Source organism: Pseudomonas lactis, assembly GCF_001439845.1.
Classification (GTDB): Bacteria; Pseudomonadota; Gammaproteobacteria; order Pseudomonadales; family Pseudomonadaceae; genus Aquipseudomonas; species Aquipseudomonas lactis.
In genome coordinates, this window is the sequence record NZ_JYLO01000011.1 from 160,524 (window position 1) to 183,180 (window position 22,657).

Consider the following 22,657-nt stretch of genomic DNA (forward strand, 5'->3'; position numbering starts at 1 on the left):
TCCTCGCTTACAGACCGTGGGCCATGGCTTTGTCGATCAGCCAGTTCAGCGATGGGCCACGGTCGCTGGTGACTTCCACCGGGCGACCGGCGTAGGTGCTGTCCAGCGGTGCGTCAGGCTTGATCTGCACGCGGATGTCAGAAGACAGGTCGGCGCTGTTCAGGCTGGTGCTGCTGACGATGGTGCCGGTGCGCACTTGTTCTTCGTCGGCGACCTGGAAGTTCACCTGCGTACCTGGGCGCACGTCACCGAACTGGCGATAGCTGAAGCGCGCTTCTACATTGGCTTCGCTGCCGCGGGGTACCAGTTGGAAGATCACATCGCCTTTGCTGGCGTACTGGCCGTCGGCAACCAATTGCTGGGCCACCACGCAATCGCACGGCGAGGTCAGGGTGCCGGTCATTTGCTTGCCGAACAGCTCTTCAACCTTGGCCGGTTGCAACTGGTCTTCGTCCAAGTGGCCCTTGAGCACATCGAGCATGCTGGTGCTGAAGGTTGCCAGTGGCGCACCTTTGGCCGCTACCGAATCACCCTTGAGCAGGCTTTGCACGGTGCCGTCACGGGGCATGGTCACGTTCATGCCCGGTACGCTGACGAGGCCGGCCTGGGCGTGGCTGACGAAGTACATGCCGTAGAGCGACTTGACCACAAAGCCGAAGGCCGCCAGGCCGACCAAAAAGATCGCCAGGCTGAAGGTCACGGCGCGCAGGCGACCGAACGCGGTCATGCCGCTGCCGCCGTCCTTGACCTTGCGTGCCTTGGTGAAGTTGTCGCGTTGCAGGGTCGCGAGCACGTCGCCCATGGTCACGATGTCGCCGGACAGGTGCGACGTGATCAGGTGGCGCAGGGTGGAAATATCCTGGGCATCGAGGTTCTGGAACTGGCAACCGGTGCGGCCGGTCTGGCGGTCGTAGGAGCGAATCTGCAGCTCCACGTCCATGGCCAGGCCGAGGTTATCGATCACGAACTGCAGGCGGCCTTTGTGCACTTGGCCGATGGTGAGCGGCTGGGTGGCGGTGAAGGCCAGGCCGCCGGCGGACAGGTCGATAACCTTCGCCTCAGTCGGCGTGCGGTCGCTGTTGAAGAAGCGCAGCTTGGCCGGGATTTTTACCCGGGCGTGTTGGCGCTGGGCTTCGGATTCGTGGACAACGTTGGCGTTTACTTGGCTATTCATCGGGTGTAATTCCTAGGTTAATTCAGGCTTGGCAGGGTCAGACCATCATCAGCAACACGGCAACGAAGATGCTGCCGGCGGAGAAGGTCATGGTCCGAGACGACCAGGTGTTGAACCAACGTTGAAAGCTGGCCAAATCGCGGGTCAGTTTGGTGTCCTGGCGGGTCCAGGACTGTTGATCAAGGCGGAAGAACACGTAGATCTTCACCAACGCGCCCATGATCTGGTTGTAATAGAGAATCAGCGGGTAGGCCGGGCCAATCTTGTGGCCGGAGCACGACAGCAGCAGGGTGAGGATCAGGCGGGTAATGCCGATCCATAGCAGGTAGGCGAGGATGAACGCGCCGCCGTACTTGAACGTGGCGATCATCGCGACGGTCAGGCCGAGCAGGGAGGTCCACATCGACACGCGCTGGTCGAACAGCACCACGCTGGTGAACAGGCCGAGGCGACGCACGCCCAGGCCCAGGGCACGGGAGTTCTGGCGCAGGTTGTTGCCGTACCAGCGGAACATCAGTTTGCGGCTGGCCTTGATGAAGCTCTTTTCCGGCGGGTGTTCCACGGTGTTGATCGCCGCATCCGGCACGTAGAAGGTGTCGTAGCCCAGGCGCATCAGGCTGAACCAGCTGGACTTGTCATCACCAGTGAGGAACTTGAAGCGGCCCAGGCGCCAGTGTTGCAGCGAGTCGCTTTCCACGTCGGCGATAAAGCCCGGGTCAGTCACTACGCTGGCACGGAACACCGACATGCGCCCGGTCATGGTCAATACGCGCTTGGACAGGGCCATGGAGCACATGTTGATGTGGCGTTGGGCGAAGCGCAGTTTGTGCCATTCGCTCATGATGTAGCCGCCGCGCACTTCGCAGAATTCGTTGGTGGTCAGGCCACCGACATTGCCGAACAGCTGGAACCACGGCACGGTCTTGCGCACTACGCCTTCGGCCAGCACGGTGTCGCCATCGATCACGGCAACCACGGCGCGGTCGTCCGGCAAGTGGCGGGAGATGGCACGGAAACCGAACGCCAGGCCGTCACGCTTGCCAGTACCGGCGATACGCACGAAGTCGAGCTTGACGTGAGCCGGCGGGTTGAGCTTTTCCCAGAGGCTCTTGACCAGCAGCTCATCGGACATTTCCACCAGCGAGCACACCACGGTGGTGGGGAAGCCGCAGTCGATGGCTTCGCGAATCACCGAGCTGTAGACCTGGGCGGTGGTCAGCGCGTCGATACGAAAACTGGTGACCATCAAGAACACATGGGACGGGTCGGCGGCCTTGCCCAGCTTGCGCACTTTGCGGCGCAGGTGCGGGTACACCACGTACAGGAACAGCATGCCGCGAAAGAAATGCGTCGCGCCCATCGAGTAGCGCCAGATACCCACGGCACCAATCAGGAAAATAAAATTCTTCGATTGCGAATCGAAGGTGCTCGCCGGCAACAGCAGGGCGAGGCCCATCAGCAGGCTGAGAAAGAACAGCCAGCCGGCCGATTGCAGAAATACATGTTTTAACTTGGACATAAGCGTCATCCGCAAGGTGAGGAGGCTTCAGGCTGCAAGCGCTGGGGATAAAGCCACTTGCAGCCTGAAACTTGCCGTTGCTGTTACCAGCAAATACCTTCGGTACGGCCGCTCACGCTGGTGGCCTTGGACATGAAGCCCACCAGGTCGACCACTTGTTTGCCTTCCGGAGCGTTATGCGCCAGGGCACGGAACTTCTCGTCACGGTTACCGAGGATGATCACGTCGGAGTTGTTGATCACATCATCGAAATCCGAGTTGAGCAGGGACGACACGTGGGGGATCTTGCCCTCGATGTAGTCCTTGTTCGCGCCGTGTACACGGGCGTACTCGACGTTGCTGTCGTAGATGCTCAGGTCGTAGCCCTTGCCGATCAGCATTTCTGCCAGCTCTACCAGCGGGCTTTCGCGCAGGTCGTCGGTGCCGGCCTTGAAGCTCAGGCCCAGCAGCGCAACTTTGCGTTTGTCGTGGCTGGAGACGATGTCGAAGGCGTTCTGTACCTGGGACTCGTTGCTGCGCATCAGCGAGTTGAGCAGCGGTGCTTCCACGTCCAGGGAGCCGGCGCGGTAGGTGAGGGCGCGCACGTCTTTTGGCAGGCACGAGCCACCAAAAGCAAAACCTGGGCGCATGTAGTACTGGGACAGGTTGAGGGTCTTGTCCTGGCAGACCACTTCCATCACTTCACGACCGTCGACGCCGACAGCCTTGGCGATGTTGCCGATCTCGTTGGCGAAGGTGACTTTGGTGGCGTGCCACACGTTGCAGGTGTACTTGATCATTTCGGCGACGGCGATGTCCTTGCGGATGATCGGCGCATCGAGTTCTTCGTACAGCGACTGCAGGACATCGCCGGAGGCGGTGTCGAACTCACCGATGACGGTCATCGGCGGCAGGTCGTAGTCGGCAATGGCGGTGGATTCACGCAGGAACTCCGGGTTGACCGCAACGCCGAAATCAACGCCGGCTTTCTTGCCGGAGCAGTCTTCGAGGATCGGGATCACCACGTTGGCCACGGTGCCTGGCAGTACGGTGCTGCGCACCACGATGGTGTGGCGGGTGGTCTTGTCGCGCAGTACAAAACCGATCTCACGGCATACCGATTCGATGTAGTTGAGCTCCAGGTCGCCGTTTTTCTTGCTCGGCGTACCCACGCAGATCATCGACAGGTCGGTGTCGCGGATGGCTTCGGCGAAGTTGGTGGTACCGCGCAGTCGACCGGTTGCGATGCCTTGGCTCAACAGTTCGCCCAGACCTGGTTCAACAATGGGGGATTTACCCGCATTGATCAGGTCGATCTTTTCCTTGGAGATGTCTACGCCGACCACTTCATGGCCACGGGCAGACAGGCAACCGGCACACACGGCGCCAACGTAACCCAAACCAAATATGCTGATGCGCATCGCAATTACCTCTATGTTTAAATCATGCCATTAGATGGCCGGAGTTCATGTTTGCAAGCGTCACTGATGCCGCGAAAGTTAGGCGAATAGACGCCGACTTACCGCGTGCAGGCATGTTAAATAGCGAGTGACTAACTATTGCACTCAAGTTGTGCGCAACGTGGCCTTGTTATTGGGGCTTGCCCTGAAATGCAGCCGGTCTTCCGTGGCGGAAGGCTCCGGCGCCAGTGCCGCAGGGCTTTGATACAGGTACGAAGCCTTTTGATATCAATGCCTTGGGTGTTAACACTGGCTCATTTAGGTCAGCGCTGCCTTGGCCTTTAGGGGGTTGGCAATGAGTCCTTATCGCCGCCCTCAACTCAATCAGTTGATGATATGACCCTCGAGCCAAAGTGCTTTATGACAACTTGGCTACTTCCATTGGTCGGTATGTAAGTCATCTCTTACGTAAACAGAGAATTTCGTTACCGGTGGTATGAGCGGTGCTTCCGGACGAAGTTCCGGGCCGCTCATCCCCTTTCCGGAAATTTTTTGAAATATTAGAAAAGATGGCACTGGTACTATATTGATAGCACTTGCTATTTAGGCCAGTAGTTATGGGGAGTTGGTGCGAGAGGATAGTTTTGTGCCACTACCGTTAAAAAAAAGTGGTGCCACTACGAAAAAAACCGACGAGTGTCGAGTGAAGAAATTGTTAGGGATGTGTCTGAATATTTTTTGACGCCAAATAAATGACGTATCTCTACCTGAAATGCAAACAAAAATGTGGGAGCGGGCTTGCTCGCGAAAGCAGGGTGTCAGTCGATACATGTGTGACTGAAACACCGCTTTCGCGAGCAAGCCCGCTCCCACAGTTGGATCTCATTGTCTAAAAGAGGGGGGCAAGGCCTTATTCCGGTGCGTGATCGCGCAAAAACACCAGGTTGTCCGGCTTGGACTGCTCCGCATTGAAGCGGTAACCCTGCACATCGAACTGCTTGAGCTGTGCTGGGTCGTTGATGCGTTCTTCAATCACAAACCGGCTCATCATGCCTCGGGCCTTTTTGGCGTAGAAGCTGATGATCTTGTACTGGCCGTTCTTCAGGTCCTTGAACTCGGTATTGATGATCCGCGCCTTCAACGCCGTGCGCTTGACCGCCGAAAAATACTCATTGGACGCCAGGTTGAGCAGCACATCGTCGCCTTGCTCGGCCAGTGCTTCATTCAACCACTCGCTGATGCGCGTACCCCAGAAAGCATAGAGGTCCTTGCCACGGGCATTGGCCAGCTTGGTGCCCATCTCCAGGCGGTACGGCATCATCAAATCCAACGGGCGCAGCAGGCCGTAGAGCCCCGAGAGCATACGCAGATGGTCCTGGGCATAGCTGAAATCGGCATCGCTGAAAGTCTCGGCATTCAGGCCGGTATACACATCGCCCTTGAACGCCAGCAGCGCCTGCTTGGCGTTGGCCGGAGTGAAGGCCGGCGTCCAGCTGCCGAAGCGCGCGGCGTTGAGGCCACCGATCTTGTCGGAGACGTGCATCAGCTCACTGATTTGCGCCGGGCTCAGTTCGCGCAGTTGCTCGATCAGTTCCTGGGAGTGGTCCAGGTACTGCGGCTGGGTGAAGCGCGCAGTGACCGGCTTGGACTCGAAGTCGAGGGTTTTGGCAGGGGAAATCACCATCAGCATGAAGTTGGCTCCTGGAATCGTGGCGTGTAGCGTGGGCGCGATTCTAGGGGGTTGGGCGTTTTGACTCCACCTATGATGGTGATAGGCACATGTTGGCGCTGATACGACAATTGGACGAGTGCTCTGGAAAACGGCTAGAGGCTGAGGATCCGCTCCAGAGACGCCAATACTTGCTGGGTGATGGTGTTCAAGCGAATCGAGTAGACCGTGTAGGCGACCGTCAGTACTACGGCAGCCATCGCCCACGGCGTCCACAATGGCCAGGTGCGTTTGATCCGGTAGTTGCGCGGCGCGACGTTGGTCAGCGGGTCGGTCAGGCGCTTGGGTGTTTCGCCACGAAGAGGGCGCAGCAGACCGTGCAACTGGTCGATAATTTTGCGTATTTCGTCATCGCCCTTGCTATGAGCGCCGTATTTGCCTTTGAGGCCGGAGATCAGGCATTGGTACATGAACTCCAGCACATGCTGGTACTTGGCGGCTTCGGGAGTCATGTTGTTCATGATGGTGAAGAATTTTTCGCCGCCTTGGGTCTCGCCGTGGAATTGACTGAGCAATGAGCGGGCGCTCCAGGTAGAGAGCCTGCCCCAGGTGGTGCGCATGACCACTTCGTCCACCAACAGGCACAGGCTGTAGGAGTAGGCCTTGAGCATGCTGGCGTCGTAGTCGAGTTGGCGGACCTCTTCCATGATCGCGATGATCTGGTTGCTGACGCTTTGGTACAGCGCCGGTACGTCATCGTGGTGGTCCAGACGGCGCAGGCGGATGACCAGGCCGATCAGCGGCGTGGCGGCGTCGCACAGCGGGTTCCAGGCCACGCCGCGTATATCGTATTCAGGGTCTGCCAGCAGTACGGGCGGCTTCGGCTTGGCTTGCTCCACGCTGAGGGCGGCCTCTTCGTTACTGGCGTCCTGTGGCAAGTAGTTAAAGAGCTGATTGTTATGTCCTGTTGCAGGCATGTTTTTGCTGGGTGTGGGCTCACTCATTTTTTTCTCCAGTCGTGCACAACTGCTCCAAATCCGGCAATGATTCACTGAGGTCGACGCCGACCCCGTTGCCGATGCTCAGGCCTTGCCAGTGAAGGCGACAGAGCCTGTATTAGCTGAAGCCAGAAGGGGTTGATTACAGTTTGAATTTACCGTCAGGGGCTTGGCTGAAAAGGTCACCAAGCATCTGCGTGCTTACGTTCAACTGTTGTTGCTCCGCTGCTGATATACGGCGATAAAGCGGTGAAGGCGGGTGCTTCGGGGAGTCGTTGGGAAGGTCAAAACGGCGCATCCATTGGTTGCTGGTGCGCTCGTTGAGGCGCACTTCACCGGCAATCGAGCCGTAGTGCAGCGAGCCAATATTGCTGACTCGCAAGGGTTTGAGCACTTCATTGACCATCACATACAGCTCGGGGCGAGGGTCGACATCCGCTTTGCCCAAGGCAGGCCAGTCTCCAGCACGAAAAATGGTGCCCCATTCGTAAGGCAAAATGCCTATGCGTATGTCGTTGAGTTGTTCGAGCAAATCCTCGGTTGTCCCTAATTTGCTTACCCAATGGTGGGCAAGGTAGGTATACCAGTTGAGGTTGCTGTAGCCGGTGCGCCAGCTCTCGTTTGCAATCAAGAGCGTTAAATCCAAGCCCCTATAGTTTTCTAATAGCTCATATTCAACGTGCTGATAATTTTGTATTTCGTAACTATTTTGAATGCCCAGTCCTGCGGATCCATGCAAAGGGCGTAAAATGTTGCACATGTCTACAATGAGTTTTTCAAAGTTAATGCCTCCCTTGTTTTTTAGTTCTTCTACTGGAAGATAGAATCTTATTGTTGTTAGCGCGCTGTGAATTCGCTCGAACCATTCCACTGGAAGTAGTGCTTCGAACATGTATTTCCCTGGATGCTCGAACCCTTGTTGTGATGACCACATAAAAGACGCCGAGTCAGAAAATCCATCAGATTGAATGTAAGAAAGGCATCTGTTCATCGTCTGCGGGCAAAAATCTTGCTTTATTATTTTTTCACTGCCCATGTATCCCCAAATCAGTTTTTCACCGAAATGCCTACAGTAAAGCTCAAACGCCTCAGCAATGTGTTTTCGGCGAGCTGGAAGGTAAGCATCTGCCAGGTAAAAAGTTACCACTAGCCCAACTTGAAGGACCGGCTGCTCTTCGTCTTCTTTGTCGACAATGGTGAAGTCCCACCGATGGGCATCGAAGTCTTTGAAAAGCTGCTCTTCATTCATGGTTTGCCTCCGGTATATCTTCAAAAAATACATAGTTTTGGAGGGTGGTTATTAGATTTGTAGACGTGGTTAGTTATCTATGTGGACAAACTCGTCCCAGCGAACCCCGTCAAAACGCAGTAATTTTTCAGATGAAAGTGCCCACAAGACGCCGTCTTTTGATTCGATGGAGCTGACCTCTTTAGCGGTGATGTCGACCTTTTTGATTGTGTTGTCGATAAGTTTGTAAATGCCGTTATTGGCTCCGATGTAGATGTCATTTTGGAATTCAGTTGCTGAATAAAAGTCAGCATCTATTTTCTTTCGAGCGAGCACTTTAAAACCTAATCGTGCGCTCCCATTGATTATTGTCCCCTGTGAACCAACGACCCAGACAATTCCAGAGGATGAAATATAGATACAGTGAAGGTCAGCGGCTGTTAGGCGAGGTAATTTGTGCCATTGGGCTCCATCGTGATTTGCTACAAAGCCATCAGTTCCGACAACGTAGATATCGCCCGTTGAACCGTCTATATCAAACAAGTCAAGGGTTTCGTCTATGGAAAGCTTTACGCTCTCCATAAAGCTCATGTCAGTGTTTGCTATGATTAACTTATTTTTTTGAAGTATGCCATCATCAAAATGCTCCCAGGTGGACTCGTTTCTTCTATAAATCTGTCCTCTGTGGCCGCAGCTATACAACTGACCATCTATATGCTTTATCTTGTTGACGTATCCATACATTTTACTGGATGGATCGAGGCCAGCATCTTGTATCTTCTCAACGCTGATTGCATCTCTGCTAAAGCACTCAACGTAGCCTTCTTCGCTGAGTGCGTAGATTTTACGTGTTGCTCCTGAGGTTGGCGGAGGGAAGCAGGTTGAGACCACATGTAAGTCTGGCAGGTCATGATAGAACCACTTGTCCTTATTTTTGTCTTGGTAGAAAAAAAGTCGAGAATAAGGTTCGTCAAAAGTGCGATCTACGAATGAGCATGACATGTAATACATGTCCCTGTTGATTGCTGATCCAGTATTCATAATCAGCGAATTAGGTTGTTTTAAGGACATCTTTAACTTCCTTTAGAAGTCACCCGCGCCGACTGTCCCACGGGACCCTGGTGGGATACCTTCAGGGATTCGTTTTCTGTTGGGGCCTTGGCGTGGACCTCGTCTGAATGCGGGGTCTGGTACGACATGATGGCCTGTCAAACCTTTTGCTTTGCATGTGCCTGGTTTGTAAGGTCGTAATAAAGACTTTTCACACCTGAAAATTTCCCGCCATTTTTCCCTTTAGGTAAAGGTAGATCTATTGCCTTTTTTCCAACGACAAGTGCAGCTCTTCCGAATATCTCCCTGCCACCCCGAGCTCCGGCTTTGTTGATGCCTTTTTCAATAAGTACACCGACTTTTAGCGCATCACCTGCAAAGGGAATAGCGGCAACTTCTTAGAGGCTAGCGTGCAAGGATTTCTTCCTTGTGGCTTTCAATTATCAATAGGAAACTCTTTTTTGAATTTATCAATTACATTACTAAAGTGTTCATTATCTTGTTCGATGAGAGTAGCAGGTAGCTGAGCTAGTGGGTGTTGCATTAGCGGGTGATCAAAGCTTGACGGATTTTTAAGGTTAGCCCACTCTCGAATTCTGAGAAATGCAAGAATTTCGTATGGGAAGAGCATACGTTCTTCATAATCAAATTCAAGCACGTTATCCTGTGGTGGCGTTCTTGCATTTGAAAGGTGAAAGTCCGCCATTGAAGAAATTAATACTTGTAAGAGTGCCTGGTCTGCAGTGTCCCAGTTGTTGAGGGCTTGCTGGTAAGGGGAGAGTTCTGGCGGGTACGAGTATGGTGATGTATCTATGTCTTTGTTAGTGCTTTTTGCGTAGAGCTCTATCAGAAACCAGAAGTGGCGAAATAGCGTTCCTGTTTCATGTTTTTCATTGTTTTGGAGATTTAGTAGCGGCGTATCTAGGCCCCTTCTTATTATGTTGAATCGTAGCGCGCATTGATTCTTCCAGCCCAAAATTGCTGCCAGGGAAAATGAAAGTGCCGACACTGCCGGGAGAACTGATCCGCCTTTTCCGCTATTGGCCAATGTTTCTTTTAGCTCAAGCATTTGGCCATAATAGAACGATGCATTTGCCAGTTCTCTAAAGTCATGATTGTTGTTAAGTGCAGTGCTTTCATAATGAATTAGATGCCAGGTTGCTAAATTTTCGGCCTGATCTCCAAGAGTGTGCGCAATATCTTGCCCATTCAGATAGTCGGTAAATGCGCTTACCGGCTCATCTAGGAATAATTCTTTTGGCGTGGGGGTGCTGATCCAGTTGTATATCCATTTTCTGACTTTTTTATCAAGTTTAATTATGTGTGTAGTCGAATTCATTTGTTATGCCCTTATTGCTTCTCTTGTTACCAAGTTGTAGGTTTTGCCGGTCGGTTGGGATGCTTGCTGCACCCTTTCTCTAGATCATCTATAAATACATCATACTTTTCGTATGTCGGAGGAAGTTTATTTTTTCTTGCATCTTGTAACCAGCCTTGTGCTTTTCGAGCATTGCGCATCGCGGCCGGAACTTTGCCGTAGTTACCACTCCCTCTGGCAGCTTTCGCAAGTCGATCATTTGTAAAGCCTTCACCTCCTAGGCTCCTCTGAGCCTCGCTGAGACGACCTGGAGCGGTGCCGTCGGTGGTTTTGACCTCCCATACTTTGACTTCTCCCGTCCTACTATTTCTTCCGATGAGGTCCACGCCGTGACCGGAGTTATTTTCAACACTGATCACCTCATCGAAACCATCCGCAATCATGTCCATAGATGCGAGCCATTCGCCGCATTTTCCTTTCTCTTTGCTATTTTTACGTGTTTTTACTTTTGCTCCGTTTTGTCCATCCTTAGTTTCTAAATCGCGTTTATATGCTGCCTCTTCCCTTGCTCTCTTTTCCGCCGCCTCTTTTGCCCTCTTTTCGACCGCTTCCTTTGTCTCTCTCTCAACAACCTCCTTACCCGTTTTGCCCGACGCTTCGGCCATCTTCGCACTGTATCGGGCGGCCTTGCCAGCGGCGCCCGCGTAGCCAACAAACGGGATTGCCGAGAGCAGCGAGAGACCTGCGCCTACGTAGTCCCCGCGAAAAAGGCTAATGATACCGCTCGCAATATCGGCCACTTCCCCGACCACGGGGATCAGACCCACCACATCCAAGCCCAACTGGATGCCATCTAGGATCTGTTCTCCGGTGATGGCTTCTTCTTCGGTTTCAGCCTCAATCGGTGGATTGGCCTCGCTGACCGACACCTGAGCCGGCACCGTCTCACCCACCACCCGCCCAATGGTGTTGCCACTCTTGAACGCACTGAACGGCGGCATCGTCGCCAATTCGGCGCGCAAGTAGCGTTTGCGCATGTCCTCGTATTCATACTCCTGCATTTCCCGGCTTTCGTGCAGTTCATTGCCGTGTGCATCCCGCCCAAACAGGTCGACTTGCACGCCGCCGTTCTCGCCGAGCTGTAGCATCATTTCGTCCGGGCCGGCGATGCTGTCTGCAGGACGTCGGACCGGTACACTGACCGCATGCACCCGCACCGGTGCCAGGTTGATTGGTTCGGCCATGCGCTAAGCCCCATTCATCCAGAACTTGTCGTCATGGCGCACTACCGACTTGCCTTCGGCGCGTACGCTGCTGCTCTTCTCCAACGGGTAGCATTTGCCGCCGACTGTGTTGCTCTTGATACCTTTGGCGGCGCCGGCTCCATCACCCTTGGTAGTCGGTACCAGGCTCTTGTCGAACACCACCACTGGCCTGCCGTTGGCACGTACCGATTTGGCCACGCCGGTAGCGGTTTTCAGCTCGGCAGTGACCGGGTAGGGCACCGGTGGTATGGCGCTGCCCATCGGGGTCTTGCACACGTCGGGGACGATACTGACGACCTTCCATTTGCCTTGTTTGCGAGCGATGACGTTATCGGCCATGTCAGAGCGCCTCCTTTGCTGCGCGTTTGATCAGCGGTGCATTCGGATCAGTCTCGAAGCGCGCTTCCAATACGCGGATGCCCAGGTGATTGGGCAGGCTGATGCGGTGGGTCAGCGCCAAGGTCATGGCCTCGGTGTCGATGCGCAGGGTGTCGGTGAGCATGGGCAATGGCAGCATGGCGCCGTTGTGCAGGCGCATCAGGACAAACGGGCGATGGCCGGGCAGTTCGACGCACAATGTGCCGTCGGGCGTAAGGCCAGGGGCGGTCAGGTTGAACAGTTCAAGACGAAACGCGGGCGGCGGAAATTCGATCTGTTGATCAACCGGCGCACCGTTCCAGTAGGCAAAGTCGAAATCCCGTGGCAAGCCCGGCCAGCGCTCCCGCTGCCAGTCCTCGTCATAGCTCCCGGCCAAGGGCAGGCGAGGCGCCCAGGCACGCCCCACCACGCCGAATCCAACCGGGTGGTTTTTGTAGCTGGCCGCGAGCTGCGCCATGCCACGGGCGTCCGGTTCATCCTCGGGGTGTTTGACCCGATCCAGACGCCACACCGGTTTGTCGATGGGCTCGATCTGTGGCGCGGGCAGTTCGCGCAGCGGCTTGTCCAGTTGATAGCCAAGGTCTTCTTGACGCTTGTCGATCCAGCCGCAGCCCAGTGGGTTGCTGTAGCAAACTTCGTTGAGCAGATAGGGCGGGGTGTTTTCGTCAACCGCGTGCTCGGGATTACGCACTACGCTGCTGCCACCGAAGGCATATTCCCAGCGCAGCGGAACACACGTTGCGGGCTGAGGCTCGGACAATTGCCAGCCGCCGAACAAGCTGTGACGGAATTGGCGAGGGCCGGTGAATTTGAGTTGCTTGTCCAGCAAGTAATGGCGCCTCGGCGCATCGGCCCGACGCTTAAAAGCTTCTTGCCGGGCGGCTTGCCATTCCATTAGCTGGTACTCGGTCAGTCGTTCGCCGGGACTCAGTGGCGTCGGCAGGTGCACCTCGATGCTGGGCGGCGGCGCCAGCGGCGCACTGATGCGCAGCCCGGCGGTCCACTGCGTTGCTGGTTGGCCTTGTGGCGTATGAGCATTGCCCACCACGATCACATCACAGCGCGGTTTGAATGGCGCCAGGTCACTTTCCTCGAAGACGCTGCTTGCCCCTTCCTCGCCGTAGTAGCGATCAGCGGTGCATAGGGCCAACGGATCCTCGTCCATCACTTCGGCGCGAAACTGCCCCGGTTGTTCGTCAATGGGTAACAACCGATAGCCCACCTTCAAAACCAGCACCGGGTACTCTTGGTCGTCCATGCCCAGCGCACTGAAACACAGCGCATCAAAAGGCGTCAGATTGCGAAATTCCATGACGCCCCCTAGTTGATATCCACGTCTTTGCCGTTGATCTGCACCGCGCCGCTGGCGCTGAAATCGAAGGTGCGGCCATTGATCAGTACGGTGCCGTCGGACTTCATCACCAAGGTGGATTTGCCCACCGTGACCTTGAATTCATCCCCCGCGTCGATGGTGAATTTCTTGCCCACCGCCACCGATTTGTGGATGCCGACCTGCTCGCTTTGGCTCAGGCCCACGGTAGTGTTCATGGCCGCGCCAACGCTGGTTTGGTAGGCCGCGCCAATGGTCAGCGCCTTGGCCAAACCGATGGTTTCGGCTTTGGCCAGCTTGATGGTCTCTGCCTTGTTGCCACCGATGGTTACGCTGCGGTTGGCACCGATGCTGATGGTTTCGTTCTGGCCGACGTCCTCGGTGCGGTGGTCACCGATGGAGATGGTTTCGTTGTGCTCGACTCGCTCCTTGCGGTTGTTGCCGACGAAGATGCCGTTGTTGTTTTTGATGTGGACGTTCTTGTCCTTTTCGGCATGGATAAACACTTCCTGATGCCCGAGTTCATCCTCAAAACGCAGCTCATTGAAGCCTTCGCCTTTATGAGTTCGGCTTTTGATGGTCATCCGTGTCTTGTGCTTGGGCAGCTCATACGGTGGCAGGTTGGTTTGCCGGTATGCCCGACCGATAGCGATAGGCTGATCGGCATCGCCATCAAGGTAGCCGATGATCAGTTCCTGACCCACACGTGGGATGGCCATGGCGCCCCAAAGCTCTCCCGCCCAGCCTTGAGCCACACGAATCCAGCATGAGCTGTGATCGTTGTTTTTGTCCGTGCGATCCCACGGAAACTGCACTTTCACCCGGCCCCATTCATCGCAGTAAATCTCTTCCCCTGGCGGCCCGACCACCGTGGCGATCTGCGGGCCGTCGATGCAGGGTTTGGCACGCAGCGGCGCCTTCCAATCTGAGGTCCAGCGGATGGCGCTGGCGGTCATTTCATAAGACGTGCCGCGGTCGCTGCCGAACGCCTCTTCCTGCAAGCTGGTGTGCTGTTTGCCTTCGTGGGTGATGGCGATGGTGCGCCAACGGTCGTTGAAGTCTTCGCGGGGATGCTCGTTGAGGTCGAAGGCGAGCCCCGGTTGCAGGCGTGCGTCGTCACCGGCCAGGTGCGCCAGTTTGGCGTCATTGCGCAGGGCGGTCAGCCGGGTCTTGGTGAAGGGTTTGCCGGCGATGTCGCGTTTGTAGCGGCCAGGGTAGTCGTAGCGCTCGTAGTCCTTGTGCTGGTTTTTCAGGTCCTGGTCGCCGGTGGCGGTGTGCTGTTGGTCGTAGCGCGGGTGGGTGAAGGTGTAGTCGCGTTGTACCTGGCGGGCGATGCGTACTTGTTCGGTGTAGTGAAAACGGGTCAAGGCCGGTTCCGTGGCATCGCCGCCGGCCATGGGTTGGTAGATCACGGGGCAATGTTTGTGCGTGCCGATGGTGCCCAGGCCGCCGACGCGGTCGGTGAGGACGAGGGTGTGGCCGTCGTCGCGGTGTTCGAAGGTGTAGAGCAGGCCTTCCTCGGCGGCGAGGCGGGCGATGAAATCGAGGTCGGTTTCGCCGGCCTGTACGCAGTATTCGCGGCGTTGGTGGTCGAAGCAGATTTCGCGGCGGATGTCGGTCAGTCGGTGCTCGGCAAGCACGTTGGTGATGATGTCGGGCACGGTTTGGCCTTGGAAAATTCGCCAGTTGGAACGCAGGTCGAAACGTGCCAGGGTCGGTTCGATGACGGCGGTGTAGCGGGTGCGGTGAAAGCCGGTGTCGCCTTGGGTGAACAGGCTGACCAGGCCGTGTACGTAGCGCACCGGCATTTCGCCGCGCCAGATCGTGAACAGCCCCGCCAGGTCGAGCACGTTATTGAAGTCGATGGCGGCGTTGTGGCTGGCCAGTTCCAAATGCAGTTTGAACGGCTGGGACAGGCCTTCTTCAAGCGTGAAGGACACCACATCGAAGGCATCGCCTTTCAAGGGCTTGAACGTGAATCGCAGGTCGCTTTGGCGGGGCATGGAGCTTCCTTTTTTCCTGTTGCCCCGCCAATTGCAATTGCCGTCAGCCGGGACACGATGGGGAACATGCAGCTCGCAGAACCGCAGGTTGGGGCCGATCTTAGGAAGCCGTAAGCGAGCCCTTCAATAGGGTGGAGGGAATCAAGAGGTCTCTTACTTATTGGAGGGGCAATAGCTGTAGGATTTATCCGTCATGGCCAGCCAGAGGCCCGTCGAACCTGGCCAATGCCATCTGGGCGGACGTGATCAGCTATAGTGGCCGACGACTCTGCAGAGGGAGACCCCGTGTGCGATTAGCGCTTTTATTGTCCGCTTGCCTGCTGTGCCTGAATGCCCAGGCCGCGCCGGTGGATGTCGCCAGCCTGGACCGTGGTACCTGGCCGGAAAAACTCGTCAGCCCGGCGCTGTTCGATGTGGCTTCGCGTGCGGAGATTCTGATGTTTGCCCACGGCCTGCTCGCCAGCGAAGCCCTGGATGACGCCGCGCTCAAGCAGCGCTTGGGGTTGAAGATCATCAACCTGGCTGCCATCGACGACCTGCGTCGCCAGCTCTGGCAACGGCTGTTGGAGAACTACACGTTCGCCCAGCAGAGCTGCGAAGAAGACGCCTCGTTCTGCTACCTGGTGGAAAACATGGACGACCTGCGTGAGCAGGCCGGCAAGTTCGAGGTCAGTGACAACTCTTTCTATATAGGCTGGGCCGAGCCCAGTCGGCACTTTCACGAGCGCTATCTGGACGAGTTGTTGCGCAAGGCTGCGCTGTTTCCGCAGATCAGCAGTGAAGTGGCGCGCTTTGGCGATCATGAGCGCAACGGTGATGAACTCAATGACCGGATGTTTTTACTGACCTTCGACGGTGGCCCTGCACCTGTCAGCGGCAATACCGACTGGCTCACCGATTACCTGCGCAAGCAAAAGATGAACGCGACGTTCTTTGTCCTTGGCAGCAGCTTGCAAACCCGCGTGGAGCGCAGTTCCGCCGCCGATGTGCAGGCGCTGTACCAAGGGCAGTGCGTGGGTGTGCAGGGCTGGCAGTACCGCTCCCATAGCCATTGGGTCGACTGGCAAAGCTCCATCACCCGCAGTGCCGGGCTGGTACAGAACCTGATGCCGGAAAACTATGTGCCCTTGTTCCGCCCACCGTATGGGCAGCGCCGTGCGGACAGCCAGGGCTTCTTCCAGCAACAGGGCCTGCAAGTGGCGTTATGGGACATCGATTCCCAGGACGAGCCGGGCAAGCTCAAGGCCGATGAGTCGGCGCAACGGGTGCTGACGTTGATGCTGCTGTGGCGCAAAGGCGTGATCGTGTTTCACGACACTCAGGACAAGGCGCGGGTGGCATTACCAATGGTATTGCAGGCGACGGCGCAGAGTGGCTTGGGTTGGCAGGAGTGTCGCGAGGCATTTCGATGAAGTGCCCGACTTTGCTGGGGATGGGGTGTTTTCAGGGCGATTTGCTGCGACATTTCGATGCAGGCGGACTTCCGACTTTAACGGGGTACATGGCACTCGGCTAGTGCTATTCGTCATCCTGAAAAATAAACTTCAAAAAAGCGTCAAAGTGCTTTTTCCTGTCATGGGTTTTGCGGTATTACGAAGTCAGATCGCCGAAACCTGCAGCACAGGTGGCGTCTTCCAAGACTCCTCCCGTGGGCACTGCACTTGACCTTGTTCAAGGTGCAATCGGTGGTCGAATCGAGGCGCAGCACCGCCCAGGTATTGCGTCGAATGGCTCCCACAAAGGTGACCGAGTATGGATGATCATGGACGTAACCCTTCTTCCGACCAGCCAATCCTTTATGTGCTTGATACCAACGTATTGATCCACGATCCAAACGCACTGCTGAACTTCGAAGAACACCACGTCGCCATCCCGATGATCGTGCTTGAGGAGCTCGACAAACTCAAAAGCGGCCACCACAGCGTTGCCGCCGAATGCCGCCAGGCCATCCGCCTGATCGACAAGACCCTGGGTGAAGCCTCGCCCGAGGACGTTGAAGTCGGCGTACCGATCCAGCGTGGCAAGGGCGGGCCCAAGGGCTTGCTGTCGATCCTGATGAGCAAGCGCAGCGAGCCCAACAGCCTGCTGCCGGAAAACCTGAACGACAACAAAATCATCAACCAATTGATCGACCTGCATGCGCGCGACAAGGACCTGCGCGTGGTGCTGGTGACCAAAGACATCAATATGCGCCTCAAGGCTCGAGCGTGTGGGATCGCTGCCGAGGACTACAGCACCGACCAACTGGTCGACGACGTGTCGATGCTGTCCCGTGGTTATCACATGATGACCGGCTCGTTCTGGGACCGTGTGAGCAAGGTCGAAACCCGTCAGGACCACGGCCGCACCTGGCACCAGGTACAACTGATCGACAACCTGCCGGCCGTGCATATCAATGAGTTCATCGTCGATGAACAGGGCTTCGTGGGCTGGATCAAAGAGATCCAGGTCGACAAGCTGCTGATTCTCGACCTGCATCAGGAACCCCTGTTGCACCAGGAAGCCTGGGGCCTGAAACCGCGTGATATCTACCAGAGCCTGGCGCTCTACGCGCTGCTCGACCCGGACATCCACCTGGTCAACCTGACCGGCGCCGCAGGCTCGGGCAAAACCATCCTGGCCCTGGCCGCCGCCATCGAACAGACCATGGTCACCAAACGCTATCGCCGTATCATCGCCACCCGCAGCGTGCAGGGCCTGGACCAGGAAATCGGCTTTCTGCCCGGTACTGAGGCGGAAAAAATGGAGCCGTGGCTGGGGGCGATTACCGACAACCTCGAAGCCTTGCACATGGATGACGAAAACACCCATGGCAGCGTCGACTACATCCTCAGCAAAGTGCCGTTGCAGTTCAAATCCCTCAACTACATTCGAGGTCGCAGCTTCCAGCAAAGCCTGATTCTGATCGATGAATGCCAGAACCTTACGCCGCACCAGATGAAAACCATCATCACCCGTGCGGGCGCCGGTTCCAAAGTGGTGTGCCTGGGCAACCTGGCGCAGATCGACACCCCTTACCTGTCCGCGACCAGCTCCGGGCTGACTTACCTGACGGAACGCTTCAAAGACTTCCCGAACGGCGTGCACATTGCGCTGCAAGGGGTACCGCGTTCGATTTTGGCTGAATACGCCGAGTCCCATCTTTAACTACAGCGAACCTGCCACGAAAAGCCCCGGATTTTTCACGAAGTCCGGGGTTTTTGTTTTGTGCGACATTTGCCTGCGTTAACGCGTCCTGGGTGCTTGTGATCTCTGTAATTATTTTGTTACATTTTTTCTCGCGGTAAAAACTATAAGAACACTGCAAGACCCCGTCGGAACACCACCTCCTTGATTCGACGAACGCTTGGAAAACCTGTCCAGGGTTTTCACCGTGACCCTGCCTATTACAAAAGCCCGAAACACCGCTCATTGATGACGCACATATCCAAAGGGAAAGGAAAATGGACGTAGCAGGTAATGGCTTCACTGTGTCGCAACGCAATCGCACCCCCCGTTTCAAGACCACACCCCTTTCACCCATAGCACTCGGCCTGGCCTTATGGCTGGGCCACGGTTCCATGGCCAGGGCAGACGACAACCCTTACACCCCGCAGGTACTGGAATCGGCGTTCAGGGCAGCCGTCGCCTCATTCGGCCCTGAGACTGCCGTGTATAAAAACCTCAGGTTTGCCTACGCGGATATTGTCGATCTTGCGGCCAAGGACTTCGCGGCCCAGTCCGGCAAGTTCGATTCGGCCCTCAAGCAAAACTATGAGCTGCAACCCGAGAACCTGACCATCGGCGCCATGCTCGGCGACACCCGTCGGCCACTGGACTACGCCTCGCGCCTGGATTACTACCGCAGCCGGCTGTTCAGCAACAGCGGCCGCTACACCACCAATATCCTGGACTTTTCCAAGGCCATTATCGCCAACTTGCCGGCCGCCAAGCCTTACACCTACGTCGAGCCAGGCGTTAGCAGCAACCTCAATGGGCAGTTGAACGCCGGCCAGTCCTGGGCTGGCGCAACCCGTGACTGGAGCGCCAACGCGCAAACCTGGAAGACCCCGGAAGCTCAGGTCAACTCTGGCCTGGACCGCACCAACGCGTACTACGCCTATGCCTTGGGCATCACCGGTAAGGGGGTGAATGTCGGCGTGCTGGACTCGGGCATCCTCACCGAACACTCCGAGTTCCAGGGCAAGAATGCCCAGGGCCAAGACCGGGTGCAGGCGGTGACCTCCACGGGCGAGTACTACGCCACCCATCCGCGCTACCGCCTTGAAGTGCCCAGTGGTGAGTTCAAGCAGGGTGAGCATTTCAGTATCCCAGGGGAATACGACCCGGCGTTCAACGACGGGCATGGCACGGAGATGTCCGGGGTGCTGGCCGCCAACCGCAACGGCACGGGTATGCACGGCATTGCCTTCGACGCCAACCTGTTTGTCGCCAACACTGGCGGCAGCGACAACGACCGCTACCAAGGCTCCAACGACCTCGACTACAACGCATTCATGGCCAGCTACAACGCCCTGGCGGCGAAGAACGTGGCGATCGTCAACCAGAGTTGGGGGCAGAGTTCGCGCGATGACGTGGAGAACCACTTCGGCAACGTCGGCGACAGCGCCGCGCAAAACCTGCGCGACATGACCGCCGCCTATCGCCCGTTCTGGGACAAGGCCCATGCCGGGCACAAAACCTGGATGGACGCCATGGCCGATGCGGCCCGGCAAAACACGTTCATCCAGATCATCTCGGCGGGCAACGACAGCCACGGTGCCAACCCGGACACCAACGCGAACCTGCCGTTCTTCAAACCGGATATCGAAGCTAAGTTCCTCTCCATCACTGGCTACGACGAAACTAGCGCCCAGGTCTACAACCGCTGCGGTACGTCCAAGTGGTGGTGCGTGATGGGCGTATCGGGCATTCCATCTGCCGGCCCCGAGGGCGAAATCATCCCGAATGCCAACGGCACCTCGGCCGCCGCGCCGAGCGTTTCCGGGGCCTTGGCGCTAGTGATGCAACGCTTCCCCTACATGACCGCCAGCCAGGCGCGGGACGTGTTGCTGACCACCTCCAGCCTGCAAGCGCCGGATGGTCCGGACACGCCGGTTGGCACGCTGACCGGTGGCCGCACCTACGACAACCTGCAACCGGTGCACGATGCGCCGCCGGGTACGCCGCAAGTGCCAGGTGTGGTCAGTGGCTGGGGCTTGCCCAACCTGCAAAAAGCCATGCAAGGGCCGGGGCAGTTCCTCGGTGCGGTGGCAGTTGCTTTGCCCACCGATACCCGCGATATTTGGGCCAACCCGATTTCCGATGAAGCCATTCGCGCCCGTCGCGTAGAGGACGCTGCCGAACAGGCGAGCTGGGCCGCCACTAAAGCGCAGAAAGGCTGGCTCAATGGTCTGCCCGCCAATGCCTCGGCCGACGATCAGTTTGAATACGACATCGGTCATGCCCGGGAGCAGGCAACACTCACCCGCGGCCAGGACGTGCTCACCGGCAGCACCTACGTCGGTAGCCTGGTCAAGTCCGGGGATGGCGAGTTGGTGCTGGAAGGCCAGAACACCTATTCGGGCAGTACTTGGGTACGCGGAGGCAAATTGTCGGTGGACGGCGCATTGACCTCTGCCGTGACGGTAGATAGCAGCGCCGTGGGCACGCGCAATGCCGATAACGGCGTGATGACCACACTGGGCGGCACCCTGGCCGGCAACGGCACGGTGGGCGCCTTGACCGTCAACAACGGTGGGCGAGTGGCCCCTGGGCATTCGATAGGCACACTGCGCACCGGCGATGTCACGTTCAATCCGGGTTCGGTGTATGCCGTCGAAGTCGGCGCCAATGGTCAGAGCGACCAGCTCCAAAGCAATGGCCTGGCGACCCTCAACGGCGGAGTGGTGAACCTGTCCCTGGAGAACAGCCCCAACCTGTTGACCGCCACCGAGGCGCGCAGCTTGCTGGGCCAGCAGTTCAATATCCTCAGCGCCAGCCAAGGTATCCAGGGGCAGTTTGCAGCGTTCGCCCCCAACTACCTGTTCATTGGCACTGCGCTGAACTATCAACCGAACCAGTTGACCCTGGCGATAGCCCGCAACCAGACCACCTTCGCCAGCGTCGCGCAAACCCGCAATGAGCGGTCGGTGGCGACGGTAGCCGAGACATTGGGCGCTGGCAGCCCGGTCTACGAAAGCCTGCTGGCGTCGGATTCCGCTGCCCAGGCGCGGGAGGGCTTCAAACAACTTTCAGGGCAACTGCATTCGGACGTGGCTGCAGCGCAAATGGCTGACAGCCGCTACCTGCGTGAAGCGGTCAACGCTCGCCTGCAACAGGCGCAGGCACTGGACTCCAGCGCGCAGATCGACAGCCGTGACAACGGCGGCTGGGTACAGCTGCTTGGTGGACGCAACAACGTCAGTGGTGACAACAACGCCAGCGGCTACTCCTCGTCCACCAGCGGCGTACTGCTGGGCCTGGACACCGAGGTGAACGACGGCTGGCGCGTGGGCGCGGCGACCGGTTATACCCAAAGCCACCTCAACGGCCAGTCGGCGTCGGCGGACAGCGACAACTATCACCTGTCGGTCTATGGCGGCAAACGCTTCGAGGCGATTGCCCTGCGCCTGGGCGGTGCCAGCACCTGGCACCGTCTGGACACTTCGCGACGGGTGGCCTATGCCAATCAGTCGGACCATGCCAAGGCCGACTACAACGCGCGTACCGACCAAGTGTTTGCCGAGATCGGTTACACCCAGTGGACCGTGTTTGAACCCTTCGCCAACCTCACGTACCTGAACTATCAAAGCGACTCGTTCAAGGAAAAAGGCGGTGCCGCAGCCTTGCATGCCAGCCAGCAAAGCCAGGACGCGACACTCTCCACCCTGGGCGTGCGTGGTCACACTCAGTTGCCGCTCACGTCCACCTCGGCGGTGACCCTGCGCGGTGAGCTGGGTTGGGAGCACCAGTTCGGTGATACCGATCGTGAAGCTTCTCTGAAGTTTGCCGGTAGTGACACGGCCTTCGCCGTAAACAGCGTGCCTGTGGCCAGGGATGGTGCGGTGATCAAAGCCAGTGCGGAGATGGCCTTGACCAAGGACACCCTTGTGTCGTTGAACTACAGCGGCTTGCTCTCCAACCGGGGTAACAACAACGGGATCAATGCCGGGTTTACCTTCCTGTTCTAGCCTTGAATGTAGGAGCGAGCTTGCTCGCGAAAAACGTCAACGATAACGCGTGCACCCTGGGTAAACGCGGCGCCTGTGAGTTTTTCGCGAGCAAGCTCGCTCCTACAGGGTGGGATAAACAGCCCTGCGCAAATTTTGACCCACAGGTTTACAATCCCTGCTCCTGATCAGGAG

Annotated in this window: 15 protein-coding genes; 3 read left to right on the forward strand and 12 right to left on the reverse strand. The window is 57.0% G+C overall.

What is annotated here, in order from left to right; translation table 11 throughout:
• Nucleotides 1–7: 7 nt before the first annotated feature.
• The 12 genes from TX24_RS20320 to TX24_RS20375 form a co-directional block, all read right to left on the reverse strand.
• Complete coding sequence (locus TX24_RS20320) at nucleotides 8–1,174, reverse strand: alginate biosynthesis protein Alg44 (RefSeq protein WP_057710958.1); 1,167 nt, start codon at nucleotides 1,172–1,174, stop codon at nucleotides 8–10.
• 37 nt (nucleotides 1,175–1,211) lie between these two features.
• Nucleotides 1,212–2,693 carry a mannuronan synthase gene (gene alg8, locus TX24_RS20325; RefSeq protein WP_003188740.1) on the reverse strand — a complete coding sequence of 494 codons (1,482 nt, stop codon included), beginning with the start codon at nucleotides 2,691–2,693 and terminating at the stop codon, nucleotides 1,212–1,214.
• Between the two features lie 83 nt (nucleotides 2,694–2,776).
• Complete coding sequence (locus tag TX24_RS20330) at nucleotides 2,777–4,093, reverse strand: nucleotide sugar dehydrogenase (protein ID WP_003188741.1); 1,317 nt, start codon at nucleotides 4,091–4,093, stop codon at nucleotides 2,777–2,779.
• Nucleotides 4,094–4,982: 889 nt separating this feature from the next.
• Complete coding sequence (gene yaaA, locus TX24_RS20335; protein WP_057710959.1) at nucleotides 4,983–5,762, reverse strand: peroxide stress protein YaaA; 780 nt, start codon at nucleotides 5,760–5,762, stop codon at nucleotides 4,983–4,985.
• Between the two features lie 134 nt (nucleotides 5,763–5,896).
• Complete coding sequence (gene icmH, locus TX24_RS20340) at nucleotides 5,897–6,745, reverse strand: type IVB secretion system protein IcmH/DotU (protein ID WP_057710960.1); 849 nt, start codon at nucleotides 6,743–6,745, stop codon at nucleotides 5,897–5,899.
• A 136-nt stretch (nucleotides 6,746–6,881) separates the two neighbouring features.
• Entirely contained in the window at nucleotides 6,882–7,988 is a 1,107-nt protein-coding gene (locus TX24_RS20345) for a type VI immunity family protein (protein ID WP_057710961.1), read from the reverse strand.
• Between the two features lie 69 nt (nucleotides 7,989–8,057).
• Nucleotides 8,058–9,038 carry a beta propeller repeat protein gene (locus tag TX24_RS20350; RefSeq protein ID WP_057710962.1) on the reverse strand — a complete coding sequence of 327 codons (981 nt, stop codon included), beginning with the start codon at nucleotides 9,036–9,038 and terminating at the stop codon, nucleotides 8,058–8,060.
• 415 nt (nucleotides 9,039–9,453) lie between these two features.
• Complete coding sequence (locus TX24_RS20355) at nucleotides 9,454–10,356, reverse strand: hypothetical protein (RefSeq protein WP_057710963.1); 903 nt, start codon at nucleotides 10,354–10,356, stop codon at nucleotides 9,454–9,456.
• Nucleotides 10,357–10,382: 26 nt separating this feature from the next.
• Entirely contained in the window at nucleotides 10,383–11,579 is a 1,197-nt protein-coding gene (locus tag TX24_RS20360) for a hypothetical protein (protein WP_057710964.1), read from the reverse strand.
• A gap of 3 nt (nucleotides 11,580–11,582) precedes the next feature.
• Entirely contained in the window at nucleotides 11,583–11,939 is a 357-nt protein-coding gene (locus TX24_RS20365) for a DUF4150 domain-containing protein (protein ID WP_057710965.1), read from the reverse strand.
• Between the two features lies 1 nt (nucleotide 11,940).
• Complete coding sequence (locus tag TX24_RS20370) at nucleotides 11,941–13,290, reverse strand: DUF2169 family type VI secretion system accessory protein (protein ID WP_057710966.1); 1,350 nt, start codon at nucleotides 13,288–13,290, stop codon at nucleotides 11,941–11,943.
• An 8-nt stretch (nucleotides 13,291–13,298) separates the two neighbouring features.
• Nucleotides 13,299–15,311, reverse strand: coding sequence for a type VI secretion system Vgr family protein (locus TX24_RS20375; protein ID WP_057710967.1), 2,013 nt, complete (start codon nucleotides 15,309–15,311; stop codon nucleotides 13,299–13,301).
• Between the two features lie 287 nt (nucleotides 15,312–15,598).
• Here TX24_RS20375 and TX24_RS20380 point away from each other — a divergent pair, with 287 nt between their 5' ends.
• The 3 genes from TX24_RS20380 to TX24_RS20390 all read left to right on the forward strand — a co-directional run bounded on the left by TX24_RS20380 (nucleotide 15,599) and on the right by TX24_RS20390 (nucleotide 22,483).
• Nucleotides 15,599–16,723, forward strand: coding sequence for a polysaccharide deacetylase family protein (locus TX24_RS20380; RefSeq protein WP_057710968.1), 1,125 nt, complete (start codon nucleotides 15,599–15,601; stop codon nucleotides 16,721–16,723).
• A 340-nt stretch (nucleotides 16,724–17,063) separates the two neighbouring features.
• Nucleotides 17,064–18,458, forward strand: coding sequence for a PhoH family protein (locus tag TX24_RS20385; protein WP_003188745.1), 1,395 nt, complete (start codon nucleotides 17,064–17,066; stop codon nucleotides 18,456–18,458).
• 296 nt (nucleotides 18,459–18,754) lie between these two features.
• Entirely contained in the window at nucleotides 18,755–22,483 is a 3,729-nt protein-coding gene (locus TX24_RS20390; RefSeq protein WP_057710969.1) for an autotransporter domain-containing protein, read from the forward strand.
• Nucleotides 22,484–22,657 lie beyond the last annotated feature (174 nt).

Coding starts and splice junctions, on each gene's coding strand:
- TX24_RS20320 (WP_057710958.1), bottom strand. CDS start 1,174: ATGAATAGCCAAGTAAACGCCAACGTTGTCCACGAATCCGAAGCCCAG.
- alg8 (WP_003188740.1), bottom strand. CDS start 2,693: ATGTCCAAGTTAAAACATGTATTTCTGCAATCGGCCGGCTGGCTGTTC.
- TX24_RS20330 (WP_003188741.1), bottom strand. CDS start 4,093: ATGCGCATCAGCATATTTGGTTTGGGTTACGTTGGCGCCGTGTGTGCC.
- yaaA (WP_057710959.1), bottom strand. CDS start 5,762: ATGCTGATGGTGATTTCCCCTGCCAAAACCCTCGACTTCGAGTCCAAG.
- icmH (WP_057710960.1), bottom strand. CDS start 6,745: ATGAGTGAGCCCACACCCAGCAAAAACATGCCTGCAACAGGACATAAC.
- TX24_RS20345 (WP_057710961.1), bottom strand. CDS start 7,988: ATGAATGAAGAGCAGCTTTTCAAAGACTTCGATGCCCATCGGTGGGAC.
- TX24_RS20350 (WP_057710962.1), bottom strand. CDS start 9,038: ATGTCCTTAAAACAACCTAATTCGCTGATTATGAATACTGGATCAGCA.
- TX24_RS20355 (WP_057710963.1), bottom strand. CDS start 10,356: ATGAATTCGACTACACACATAATTAAACTTGATAAAAAAGTCAGAAAA.
- TX24_RS20360 (WP_057710964.1), bottom strand. CDS start 11,579: ATGGCCGAACCAATCAACCTGGCACCGGTGCGGGTGCATGCGGTCAGT.
- TX24_RS20365 (WP_057710965.1), bottom strand. CDS start 11,939: ATGGCCGATAACGTCATCGCTCGCAAACAAGGCAAATGGAAGGTCGTC.
- TX24_RS20370 (WP_057710966.1), bottom strand. CDS start 13,290: ATGGAATTTCGCAATCTGACGCCTTTTGATGCGCTGTGTTTCAGTGCG.
- TX24_RS20375 (WP_057710967.1), bottom strand. CDS start 15,311: ATGCCCCGCCAAAGCGACCTGCGATTCACGTTCAAGCCCTTGAAAGGC.
- TX24_RS20385 (WP_003188745.1), top strand. CDS start 17,064: ATGGATGATCATGGACGTAACCCTTCTTCCGACCAGCCAATCCTTTAT.
- TX24_RS20390 (WP_057710969.1), top strand. CDS start 18,755: ATGGACGTAGCAGGTAATGGCTTCACTGTGTCGCAACGCAATCGCACC.